8 protein-coding genes are annotated in these 12645 nt (G+C 36.1%); 5 read left to right on the forward strand and 3 right to left on the reverse strand.

Going from position 1 to position 12645, the window contains the following annotated elements:
* Positions 1-458 precede the first annotated feature (458 nt).
* The 3 genes from QWY87_RS05900 to QWY87_RS05910 all read right to left on the reverse strand — a co-directional run bounded on the left by QWY87_RS05900 (position 459) and on the right by QWY87_RS05910 (position 2647).
* Complete coding sequence (locus QWY87_RS05900; protein ID WP_290289424.1) at positions 459-1376, reverse strand: SDR family oxidoreductase; 918 nt, start codon at positions 1374-1376, stop codon at positions 459-461.
* Between the two features lie 11 nt (positions 1377-1387).
* On the reverse strand, positions 1388-2350 hold the full coding sequence (locus QWY87_RS05905; RefSeq protein WP_290289426.1) for a potassium channel family protein: 963 nt from the start codon (positions 2348-2350) through the stop codon (positions 1388-1390).
* 69 nt (positions 2351-2419) lie between these two features.
* Positions 2420-2647, reverse strand: a complete 228-nt coding sequence (locus QWY87_RS05910; RefSeq protein ID WP_290289427.1) for a PspC domain-containing protein — start codon at positions 2645-2647, stop codon at positions 2420-2422.
* 99 nt (positions 2648-2746) lie between these two features.
* On the opposite strand from QWY87_RS05910, the gene uvrA reads away from it, so the two are divergent.
* The 5 genes from uvrA (at position 2747) to QWY87_RS05935 (ending at position 12643) form a co-directional block, all read left to right on the forward strand.
* On the forward strand, positions 2747-5587 hold the full coding sequence (uvrA, locus tag QWY87_RS05915; protein ID WP_290289428.1) for an excinuclease ABC subunit UvrA: 2841 nt from the start codon (positions 2747-2749) through the stop codon (positions 5585-5587).
* 28 nt (positions 5588-5615) lie between these two features.
* The gene (locus tag QWY87_RS05920; protein WP_290289429.1) at positions 5616-6329 is read left to right on the forward strand and encodes an LOG family protein; all 714 of its coding nucleotides are present in this window, start codon (positions 5616-5618) and stop codon (positions 6327-6329) included.
* Between the two features lie 31 nt (positions 6330-6360).
* Positions 6361-9168: a gluzincin family metallopeptidase gene (locus tag QWY87_RS05925; RefSeq protein ID WP_290289430.1), complete on the forward strand. Its 2808-nt coding sequence runs from the start codon at positions 6361-6363 to the stop codon at positions 9166-9168.
* Positions 9169-9289: 121 nt separating this feature from the next.
* Positions 9290-11740: an alpha-ketoacid dehydrogenase subunit alpha/beta gene (locus tag QWY87_RS05930; protein ID WP_435389513.1), complete on the forward strand. Its 2451-nt coding sequence runs from the start codon at positions 9290-9292 to the stop codon at positions 11738-11740.
* 153 nt (positions 11741-11893) lie between these two features.
* Positions 11894-12643 (forward strand): murein L,D-transpeptidase catalytic domain family protein, encoded by a 750-nt coding sequence (locus QWY87_RS05935; RefSeq protein WP_290289434.1) that lies wholly within the window; start codon positions 11894-11896, stop codon positions 12641-12643.
* The last annotated feature ends 2 nt before the right edge of the window (positions 12644-12645 follow it).

A 12645-nucleotide genomic window follows, 5' to 3' on the forward strand; every position in this document is an offset into this window, starting at 1 on the left:
TCTGCTAAATAAATTTAACAAACTAAAACAAATAATTTTACTCTCTTTGTTACGCTGTCAATCTTCAATATTTTCAATGAACTTTTATTCTCTTTCTCGCTCTTTTCCCTTCAACATCTTCTTATCTATCTCTCAAAGCGGCTGCAAAAATAAAACCTTTTTTTCTTTCCACCTAATAAAAAATAAAATATTTTTTTGATGGCTTTTTGAGGCTTAAAATTGCCGCAAGAAATCTAACCACTACTAGGTAGTAGTCACAAAAAAAAGGGAATGCAAATTTATGACCCTTTTCTTTAATCAGCAAATAAAATATCAATTTTATTTACCTTTTCTTACTCTCAGAATTTCACAATGAACGATCCCATAAAAATTGGGACTGCAAATGTAAAACAAATCTGAGTAATAGAAAATAAAAAGGCGGTCAAACTTATTAACAATTCAACTTTTTTTCAAGCCTGTTATGAGAGCAAACCGCTATCTAACTGACCCTTAAAAACTTGTAATCTTTCCGTAAAAGAATAAGACGGCAAATTAATATCGACAATAGACTTATTAAGATTGAAACCAGTACTCAATGGCCTTTCTGCAGGCAAACTCAGGTCTTTTGTGGCAACTGGATGAATGTATTTTTTATCAAGAACAAAAGCATCTGCTATAGTTAAAGCGATGTCATAGATGCTCATCAGCTCATTGCTCGACACATTATATACCCCGTTCGCTCGTGATTCAACAGCAAGCCAACAAGCTTCCGCCAAATCTTCTGCATAAGTGGGCATCCTCAACTGATCCGTAACTACGTAAATATCCTTTTCGTTTTCGAGTGAATTTTTAACCCAAAGTACGATATTACTCCTGTCATTATCATCCACCAAGCCATAAACCAAGATAGTTCTTAGGATAGCACAATCAATTTTCGACTCCTCAATCATGATTTCAGACTTCCATTTAGACAAACCATAATAGTTTACCGGATGAGGCACATCGTCTTCTTTATATACATCTCCTTTGGTGCCGTCAAAAATAAAATCTGTAGAAAGATGCACTAAATAAACCTCCTTAGCCTTACAATAGCTCAGGATATTTGCCACAACATCAATATTCATACGATCACACTCCTCTTGCTGCTGCTCACAGGCATCAACATTTGTCATAGCAGCTGTATGAATGATTACATCTGGCCGTATTTGATCAAGAACTTTTAGTAAATCGGGTTTGACTAACAAATCTATATTATAATAGGTATAGCCCTCCTTATTATGAAGTCTGTTTTCACCTCTAGACAAGGCGTGAATTTCATAAGTTGATTTGCTCAAAAACAATTTTACAAGTTTTTGACCTAACAGACCATTACTACCTGTAATAACTACTTTCTTCAAACCTCTTAGAATTAGAATAATTTATTAAGCTTTTGTATCTCTTCAGGATTTCCGATAACAATTAACTTAGACTTTGGCACGAGTTTGGTTGAAGCATCCGGATTAATAATATACTCTCTGCCAGGAGTTTTAAAACCAATAACTGTGCATCCTGTCCTCTTTCTTAGATCAAGATCAAAGATAGATTTATTAGTATATTCAGGAGGTAAGTTTTCTATAACCAACTCTTCTATATTCGAAGAACTTTCTCCTTCGATTGACAGCCGGTCGATAAACTCAATAATATCAGGTGTCACAACCAGAGAAGCCATATGGGCTCCCCCTATTTTATCGGGCATGATTACATTATCAGCTCCTGCAATTTTTAACTTTTTATAGGAAGTGTCTATGGAAGCTCTACTAACAATGGTACATTCACTATTCAGCTGTCTGGCCGAAAGAACCACATACAAATTATCAGCATCAGAAGGAAGCGTTGTAATCAAACTATTGGCCCTATCAATACCAGCCGCTAGTAATGCCTCATCACTGGTAGCATCTCCTCTTATATACAACATTGACCCATCAGCCTCGATTTCCTCGATCAACTCATGATTACTTTCTACGATTACACAACCTTGATCATAACTCTTAAGCCTTGCCATTGCCTGTTTGCCATTTCGGCCAAATCCACAAACAATCGTGTGGTTATCTAGCTTTTGTATTTTTTTTTGCACTTGCTTAAATTTAAGTTCTTCAATGAATTTATTGTTTGCGATATAATCTGTAATGACAGAAACAATATAACCAAAAATCGTAATACTCGTTATGATTAGTAAAATGGTAAAAATTTTGGCATCTGCATCCAGAGGCTCTACCTCCTTAAACCCAACCGTTGATATAGTAATTACGGTCATATAAAGCGCATTAATCCAACCGTAATCTGCGATAAAAACAAAACCTATGGTACCTACTAATATAATTAGAAACAACATGCTTAACGCGATGTAGAACCTTGATTTTATAAATACACTTTTAAAAGCCAAATAGTAAAATTTTAAGGGTTACAGATCAAAAACAGAAGTTCGCTTGGTATAGACCATATCTTTTAACCTCAGCAAAAATGCCAAAGTGAGATAAATCCCAAAAGAAAGACCCACAGTTACAAACGAAATATAGATAAAAAACAACCTTACATTAGTAGCACGCATCCCTAATTTATCCGCAAATCTTGCAGAAACATCGAAACCTCTGGTCTCAAAAAAGTGGCGTATAGAATGAATAAAATGCAAGCTTAATTTTTAACGCAATTTATAAAAATAAAATTTACAATACATCTATAATTTAAAACTGCTTCCAATTAATTAAATTTGCTCTTTTTTCACCACCCTATGAGTAGAAAGCAAGAATATATAGAAGTACTTGGTGCACGAGTACATAATTTAAAAAACATTGATATTCGCATTCCGCGTGAAAAGCTGGTAGTAATCACTGGTATTAGCGGAAGCGGAAAATCTTCACTTGCCTTCGACACGATATATGCGGAAGGTCAGCGACGTTATATTGAAACTTTTTCTGCCTATGCCAGACAATTTCTAGGAGGCCTTGAAAGGCCGGATGTCGACAAAATTGAAGGACTTTCTCCTGTGATAGCCATCGAGCAAAAAACAACAAGTAAAAGCCCAAGGTCTACAGTAGGGACCATTACAGAGGTTTACGATTTTTTAAGGCTGCTCTATGCAAGAGTCGGAATAGCTTACTCATATAACACGGATGAAAAAATGGTGAGTTATAGTGATGAAGAAATTCATGAGCTCATCATGAAAGATTTTTCAGATCAAAAAGTGATTGTTTTATCTCCAGTAATCAAATCAAGAAAAGGACATTACCGTGAATTGTTTCAACAGATTTCAAAACAAGGCTTTGTTAGAGTACGTGTGAATGGAGAAATCAAAGAGATTGAGAGAGGCATGAAATTAGATCGTTACAAAACACATGATATTGAGATTGTCATCGATCGCCTCCTTATAAATGAGTCTTCTGGAAAGCGACTGATGGAAAGTATCAGAACTGCCATGTATCATGGAGATGAAACCCTCATGATTGTTAAGCAAAGTGAAGAAGACCTTGTTACCCAACCAAGGTACTTTAGTCGAAATTTAATGTGCCCGACAACAGGTATATCATATCCAAAGCCTGAACCAAATTCTTTTTCTTTCAACTCCCCCAAAGGAGCTTGCAGTACATGTAATGGTCTTGGAAAAGTACATGAAATCAATTTGGACAAAATTATCCCTGACTATCAATTATCGATTAAAAATGGCGGACTTGCTCCATTAGGAGAAGAAAAAAAATCATGGATATTTAAGCAGTTAGGTCATATTGCAGACAAATTTGGTTTTAGTCTTTCTGACCCTATGAAAGACATACCTGAGGCAGCCATGCAACTTATTTTGTATGGAGGTAAAGACAAACTTGAAATAAACTCGAAGGAGCTTGGTGTTTCAAGAAAATATGAAATTGACTTTGAAGGAATCAGTAATTTTATTTTAAGTCAATATAATGACAGCCAGTCTGGATCCATTAAAAGATGGGCCAAAGGTTTTATGGATGAAGTCAATTGTGATGTTTGCAAAGGTGACCGATTAAAAAAGGAAGCCCTTTACTTTAAGGTCAATGAAAAATCTATCGCTGAATTATCAGGAATGGATATTGATCATCTGGCTGATTGGTTCGATGAATTAGAGCCAAAACTAAGTGAAAGACAATTGATCATTGGGTCTGAAATCATAAAAGAGCTAAGAACTCGGATTCAATTTCTATTAGATGTAGGCCTGAATTACCTCGCCTTGAGCAGGGGATCCAAAACTTTATCAGGAGGAGAGGCCCAGAGAATCCGTTTAGCCACACAGATCGGTTCTCAACTCGTAGGCGTTTTATATATACTCGATGAACCAAGTATTGGTTTGCATCAAAGAGATAATGTTAAACTGATCGAATCGCTTCAAAAACTGCGAGATTTAGGTAATTCGGTACTGGTTGTTGAACATGACAAAGACATGATGATCGCCTCAGATTATGTGATTGACATTGGGCCTGAAGCCGGGAAACATGGTGGTGAGATCATCAGTATAGGTACCCCGAAGGAATTACTGAATAGTAAAACGCTCACTGCAGATTATCTCAATGGAACAAGAACTTTTGAAATTCCTGAACTCAGAAGGGAAGGCAGTGGAAAAGAAATTATACTTAAAGGAGCAAAAGGAAATAATCTGAAGAATGTTACGTTAAAAGTACCTCTAGGGAAATTAATAGGTGTTACAGGCGTCTCGGGAAGTGGTAAATCATCATTGGTTAATGAAACCCTCTACCCTATTTTAAACAGGCATATTTACAAAGCCGTAAAAGAGCCACTCCCCTACAAGTCTATCAGTGGACTAGAGCATATTGATAAAATTATTGACGTGAATCAAACCGCTATCGGAAGAACTCCCAGATCTAATCCTGCTACTTATACCGGCGTTTTTGGAGAGATCAGAAGTTTGTTTGCAAAAACTCCAGAAGCCATGATCAGGGGTTACAAACCTGGTAGGTTCTCTTTTAATGTTAAGGATGGACGTTGTGAAACGTGCAAAGGAGGTGGTGTTAGAGTCATTGAAATGAATTTCTTGCCAGATGTTGAAGTGGAATGTGAAACTTGCCAAGGCAAAAGGTTCACAAGAGAAACTTTAGAAATCCGTTATAAAGGTAAATCAATATCTGATGTACTGAATATGACCATTGAAGAAGCTGTGAAATTCTTTGAGCTTATTCCTAAAATATATATCAAATTAAAAACAATTGAGGACGTAGGATTAGGATATATAACCCTTGGCCAACAATCCACAACGCTTTCGGGAGGTGAGGCACAAAGAATAAAACTCGCCGCTGAATTATCAAAAAGAGATACCGGTAATACTTTTTACATTCTGGATGAACCTACAACAGGCCTGCATTTTGAAGACATTAATATTTTAATGAAAGTATTAAACAAGCTCACAGACAAAGGCAATACGGTATTGATTATTGAACACAACCTTGATGTGGTTAAACTATGTGATCATGTTATTGATATTGGTAAAGAAGGAGGCATGAAAGGAGGCAAAATACTTTGCACAGGAACACCTGAAGAAATTTGCGGGAATAAGCAAAGCTATACTGCACGTTTCTTAAAAAAAGAATTAAATTTATAAGTTCCAAAATTGGAAAAAAAAATTGATTATGACACCAAATGAAGATAAGAAAATCAGGGAAAAATTAAAGCAAAAGACCTGGAATGAAATAAAAACCAATGATTCTTGGGCTATTTTCAAAGTGATGAGCGAATTTGTTGATGGCTACGAAAAATTAAGTCGAATTGGTCCTTGTGTCAGTGTTTTTGGATCAGCAAGAACAAAACCTGGTCAGGAGTATTATGAATTGGCTGAAAACGTAGCGTTTAAGTTAACGCAAAGTGGTTATGGTGTGATTACCGGTGGTGGTCCTGGTATCATGGAAGCTGGTAACAAAGGAGCACAGCGAGGCGGTGGTCTATCGGTAGGGCTTAATATTGACCTCCCATTTGAGCAGCATGACAATCCGTATATTGACAAAGGTAAAAGTCTTGAATTTGATTATTTTTTCGTCAGAAAAGTAATGTTTGTAAAATATGCTCAAGGCTTTGTTGCCATGCCTGGAGGTTTTGGAACACTTGATGAATTATTTGAAGCAATCACACTTATTCAGACCAAAAAAATAGGGAAGTTTCCAATTGTCTTGGTAGGTACTCGTTTTTGGTCAGGCTTGATGGATTGGATCAAACAAATGATGATTGAAAAAAATGGTAACGCCAGTAAGGAGGATTTGGAATTGTTTACAATTGTGGATACAGCTGATGAAGTTGTTGATATTATCAATTCATTCTATAACCGTCATCAATTAAGTCCGAATTTCTAGTAATTTACTTAGTAACAGATCCTATTTAATTTTGCATTACAAAAAATTCATATCGGCATTAGTACTATTAATGCCATTTTTTCTTTGTGCGCAAAACAATGAAATTTCAATTAAAGCTGTTGTCGTTCAGGATTATAAGATTTTAATTGATCAGGAAATCACTTATTACAATCCGTCCGATTTACCAATGGACACCATTTATTTGTTGAACTGGGCCAATGGTTATAGAGATAAGAAAACACCTTTAAACAAAAGGTTGATTGAAGATTATGACAAGAGTTTATATTTTGCCAAGAGAAAAGACCGGGGTTATTCAACTATTCAAAAATTAGAATCGAATGGCACAGCATTGGTATTTAATGAACTTGATAACGCTTCAGACATTGTCAAGGTAGTCTTGCCAGGCTCGCTAAAGCCTTCTGAATCCATAAAAATTCATATTGTTTATGAGCTAAGAGTTCCAAGTGACAAATATACGCGTTATGGGCGCAATGAATTGGCCTATAATTTAAGGTATTGGCATCTGACACCTGCTGTTTTTGACAAAAAATGGCACTTGTTCAGTAACTTGAATATGGATGATTACTATATGCAACCTACCGATTTCAAAATTGAGTTTGCCATTCCTTTAGGCTATAGTTTACATAGTGAACTGGAACAGGAGGCTGAGATCAAAGAAGACCATGTCTTGTATAAACTCCATGGAAAGAATCAAATGGATATTGAATTGAATATCCAAGTCAAGAACGACTTTTCAGTTTATAAAATAGAGGGGCCTACTGTGGTCACCAATATCAAGGCCAAAAATCTTATTGAAAATATTAAAGAGGATGTTTTGCAAAGACAACTCAATTTTATTCAGGAGAATTTAGGTGATTACCCACATCCTAAGATGTTTATCAGTTATGCTACTTACCTGAAATATCCGGTTTATGGTTTCAATCAATTACCGAAATTTTTAAACCCATTTTCTGATATTTTCGAATGGGATATTAAAATGTTTAAAGCGATCTCAGACCAGTATATCGCCAAAACCATCTTAACCAATACTAGAGAAGATGCCTGGCTTGCAGATGGTATTCAAATCTACTTGATGATGAAATATGTTGAAAAACACTACCCCGAGGTTAAAGCTATCGGAAGTGTTTCAAAAAAATGGGGTATAAGAAGATACAATATTGCTAAATTAGAATTCAATGGTAAGTATCCCTTTGTATATCAATTTTCGGCAAGGAAAGAATTAGACCAATCTCTTATCACACCCACTGATTCACTATCTAATTTGAACCAAAAACTGGTCAATAGATATAAATCTGGTCTGGGTTTAAGATACCTTGATTCTTATCTGAATGAGAATATTATAGAAAATAGCCTGCAAGATTATTATAAGGCGAATCGACTAAAACTTACAAAAGCAGATGATTTTGGTGCAATTATTAGGTCAAAAACGAATAAGGATCTCAGTTGGTTCTTCGAAGATTATATAAGGACCAATAACAAAATCAATTACACCATAAAAGAAATTGAGAAAACGGATGATTCTGTTCATGTAACCGTTCTAAACAAAAGTAATTTTAAGGCCCCCATTACGCTATATGGTGTTAACAAAAAGGATATCAAATTCAAACAGTGGTTGGAACCAATCGAAAATGAGCAAACTATCACAGTTCCCAAAAAGGGTATTGACAGATTGAACCTGAATTATGAATACTTATATCCAGAGTCTAACCTAAGAGATAATTGGAAGAAACTCGATAAGAAATTGCTGAACAGGCCCCTAAAGTTTACTTTTTTCAGAGATATTGAAGACCCTTATTACAATCAGGTTTTTTACAAACCTTATGTTGGGTATAACTTTTATGATGGCCTCCTCCTGGGGCCAACCTTCTACAACCAGGCACTTTTTAAGAAGAAGTGGCTGTTTTCAGCCACTCCTGTTTATGGTTTTAAGAGCAACACGCTAACTGGTGGGTTTAGTTTTGCCTATGAGCACTTACCCCAGAAAAGCAGCGTATATCGCTATAGAGCAGGGATTGTAGCCAATCGATCTCATTACGATAATGATTTGGCATTCAATAAAATAACCCCTTATGTATCTATTAATTTCAAGCGTAAAAGCCTTAGGGATGTTGGAGGTAAAAGCCTTATAGCTCGATATGTCATGGTTGATAAGGAACTCCCCACGGGTATTGAAAAACCCGAATCCTTTCAGTATAATATTTTTAATGTGCGTTATGGGTTTTCTAAACCTGATATTATTAATGACTTACGGTATTTTGCAGATTTTCAATTCCACCCGGATTTCAGTAAGGTATCACTTGATGTTAGGTATCGAAAACTTACCAATATCAATCGCTATTTAGATTTTAGATTATATTTTGGTTCATTCTTATTTAATAATACGGAGAGTGATTTCTTTAGTTATGCTGCAGACAGGCCAAGTGATTATCTTTTTGATTTGAATTATTTAGGCCGCTCAGAAGACTCCGGATTTTTAAGTCAGGAAATCATTATTACAGAAGGTGGCTTTAAAAGTATTTTTGAAGACCCTTACGCCAATGAGTGGATATTAAGCACCAACGGAAGCATAGGTATCTGGAGATTTGTTGAATTATATGCTGATGCAGGGTTTTTAAAGAGCCGAAACGAGTCGGCAAGATTTAAATATGATACCGGAGTCAGGCTCAATTTTATCCATAATTTTCTCGAAGTCTATTTCCCCTTGCAATCAAGTCTAGGATTTGAACCAGGTTTCTCAGATTATAGCTCTAGAATTCGATTCGTTCTGACCCTGGATTTTGAAAGAATTTACAATTTCGTAAAAAGAGGCTTCTATTGATTCAACTCTTTTTTCTAAAGGACAATTTTGATTTCGCTCTCGTTTTCAGGCACTTAGACTCTGCTAAAAAATGCTCTTATTTTTTGTATATTTGCACAACTGCTAAAGCCTTTTATATATGATGAATAAGACGGTTCAATCCTCAAAAAAATTGTCCTTCCTGGAATTTAAAAATGAAGTCTTAAAAGACTATAAAATTGCAGTTCTTAGCAGAGAATGTAGCATGATAGGAAGGCGTGAGGTATTAACCGGTAAAGCTAAATTTGGTATTTTTGGAGGAGGCAAAGAAATTCCTCAACTAGCGATGGCCAAGGCTTTTAAAAAAGGGGATTGGCGATCAGGATATTATAGAGACCAAACCTTTATGATGGCGATTGGAGAATATGAACCAAAACATTTTTTCGCCAGCCTTTATGCGCATGCTGACATCAAAGCAGATTCTTTTTCTGCTGGCAGACAAATGAACGGACACTTTTCTACACACTCCATCAATGAAGACGGGAGCTGGAAAAATCTTAAAGAACAATATAACGTAAGTGCTGACATCTCACCCACTTCGGGTCAAATGCCGCGTTTATTAGGGCTTGCTGAAGCTTCAAAAAAATTCAGAAACATTCCTGATCTGGATAAAGAAGGAATCCTTTCTGCCAAAGGCAATGAAGTGGCCTGGGGTACGATCGGAAACGCCAGTACATCCGAAGGTCCGTTCTTTGAAACAATTAATGCGGCAGGTGTATTAAAGGTGCCAATGGTAATAAGTATTTGGGATGATGAATATGGAATTTCGGTTCACTCAAAGTACCAAACTACCAAAGAAAATATTTCTGAAATCCTCAAAGGGTTTCAGAGAGAGGGCAAGGGATCTGGATATGAAATTTTTGTTGTAAATGGTTGGAATTACACGCAACTTGTTGACACCTATACCAAAGCATCTGCGATAGCAAGAGATGAACACGTACCTGTGATCATCCACGTCAAAGAACTCACGCAACCTCAAGGACATTCTACATCTGGCTCTCATGAAAGATATAAGGATAAAGAACGACTGGAGTGGGAAAAAGAGCATGACTGTAATGCAAAAATGAGAGAGTGGATTTTAAATTTTGAATTGGAAGATCAGGATGGTCAAATGCTAAAATTTGTGGAGAATGAAGATGTTTTAAAACAACTTGAGAAAGAGGTTAAAATTACCGTTAGAAATGCAAAGAAGGAAGCTTGGGATGATTTTGTTCAGCCCATGTTACAAGAAAGAAAAGAACTGGTAAAACTGCTGGAGAAAGCAGCCAGAAAAAGTGAGAATGAGATTTTTATCGATAAGTTAAAACGAGAACTTGAATCTATCGATGAACCCATTCGAAAAAATATTCTCACCATAGGGCGTAGGAGTTTAATTTACCTCAGAGATGAAGATTTTTTAGAAAAAGAACTGCTTCAGAACTGGTTGAAAGACTACCATGCACTGCAACAACCAAAATACAGTTCTCATTTATATAGCGAATTAGATACCAGAGCCACGAACATAGCTGAGATAGAGGCAGAATATGACGAAGAGGCAGAAGATGTTGATGCTAGGGTGATTATCAGAAATAATTTTGATGCCTTGTTGAGCACTAATAATAAGGTTCTCATTTTTGGAGAAGATTCTGGAAAGATTGGCGATGTAAATCAAGGGCTCGAAGGATTGCAGGAGAAACATGGTGAAGAAAGAGTATATGATACCGGAATCAGGGAAGTGACCATCATTGGACAAGGCTTAGGTATGGCCATGAGAGGCTTAAGGCCGATAGCTGAAATTCAATACTTAGACTATATTTTTTACGCTACTCAGGTATTAACTGATGATCTAGCCACACTGAGATACAGAACCTTTGGCAAGCAGGTTGCACCCTTAATCATTAGAACCAGAGGGCATCGTCTAGAAGGTATTTGGCATTCCGGATCACAGATGGGTAGTTTGGTTAATCTCTTTAGAGGAATTTATATCCTTGTACCTCGTAACATGACCAAAGCAGCTGGCTTCTACAATACTTTACTAAAATCAGATGAACCGGCCATTGTTATTGAAAATTTGAATGGCTATAGACTTAAAGAAAGTATGCCTACCAATTTAGGTGAATTTACTACTCCTATCGGGGTAGTTGAAACAGTCAAAGAAGGAAGCGATATTACCTTGTTGTCTTATGGTTCCACGTTAAAATTAGTGGAAGAAGCTTCAAAAGACCTGTCTCAGGTAGGTATTGATGCTGAAATTATTGATGTTCAGTCATTATTGCCTTTTGATTTGGAGCAAAACGTTTTATTGAGTGTTAGAAAAACAAATAGACTTGTCATTATAGATGAAGATATTCCTGGAGGAGCATCTGCATACCTTCTTGATGAAATAGTAAATAAGCAAGGAGCTTACAATTATTTAGATAGCAGGCCAACAACCATAACTGCTAAACCGCATAGACCTGCATATGGTACCGATGGTGATTACTTCTCAAAACCATCCGTAAATGATATTTTTGAAGGGGTATACAAAATCATGCATGAGAGTGATCCTGAAAAATTTAAGAGTCTGTTTTCGTAACCAAAGTTGCATAAAGGCTTAATGAAGCGTTAAAAAAAAATTTATTGAATTGTTTTTATCAGGAAAATACTACTTTTGTAGCTTGGTGTGAATGACTTAAGTGTTGTTAAAGCATCATAATATCAACCGCCGCCCCTTTTATAAACTTGAAATATGATCAAAAAAGGATTCTTCTTGCTTTGTTTTCTTCTCATTAACCTAGGCGGTCAGACTATAAATGCAGCATCTTTAAGGCCCAACATTGGCGTTGTAAATTTTGAGGATTTCAAAGCTTACGCAGAAAGGTTCTACCATACACTTGGCGATAGTGATCTTGACTATAAAGCTTTTGAAACAGCCTTAAAGGGATACCTTAAATTACAGGAAGAAGGTCAGATTGAAGATAATAGCCTACTGACTGTTATTGACATGAGTATTTCAGCAAATAGAAACAGGTTCTTTTTGATTGACGTTAAAAATCAAAAAATCATTCATAAGTCTATTGTTGCGCATGGTAGAAATTCGGGTGGTGAATTTGCAAAAGATTTTTCAAACAAAATAGGTTCATTCAAAAGCAGCATTGGCTTTTATAGAACGGCCGAAACCTATAGTGGTAAGCACGGCTTGTCATTGCGTCTTGACGGTTTAGAATTCAGTAATAACAATGCTAGAGAAAGGGCTATTGTAATTCATGCAGCTGATTATGTAAGTGCGGGTTTTATAAAGCAAAATGGCAGACTAGGAAGAAGTTTAGGCTGTCCTTCATTACCTAAAAAGGACTACAATCAAATTGTCCATAAAATCAAGAATGGATCCTTGCTTTTTATTTATTATCCTGAGGATAATTATTTAAAAAACTCATCGCTTGCCAATTATTCGATACTTAAAGAAGCCAAACTTAACGGACCTCTTACGAGTCAATAAAT

The organism is Lutimonas halocynthiae, from assembly GCF_030409835.1.
Lineage (GTDB): Bacteria > Bacteroidota > Bacteroidia > Flavobacteriales > Flavobacteriaceae > Lutimonas > Lutimonas halocynthiae.

Bases quoted from the DNA above. Each gene is read 5' to 3' on its own strand.
- QWY87_RS05905 (WP_290289426.1), bottom strand. From the start codon at position 2,350: ATGTTGTTTCTAATTATATTAGTAGGTACCATAGGTTTTGTTTTTATC.
- uvrA (WP_290289428.1), top strand. From the start codon at position 2,747: ATGAGTAGAAAGCAAGAATATATAGAAGTACTTGGTGCACGAGTACAT.
- QWY87_RS05920 (WP_290289429.1), top strand. From the start codon at position 5,616: ATGACACCAAATGAAGATAAGAAAATCAGGGAAAAATTAAAGCAAAAG.
- QWY87_RS05930 (WP_435389513.1), top strand. From the start codon at position 9,290: ATGAATAAGACGGTTCAATCCTCAAAAAAATTGTCCTTCCTGGAATTT.
- QWY87_RS05935 (WP_290289434.1), top strand. From the start codon at position 11,894: ATGATCAAAAAAGGATTCTTCTTGCTTTGTTTTCTTCTCATTAACCTA.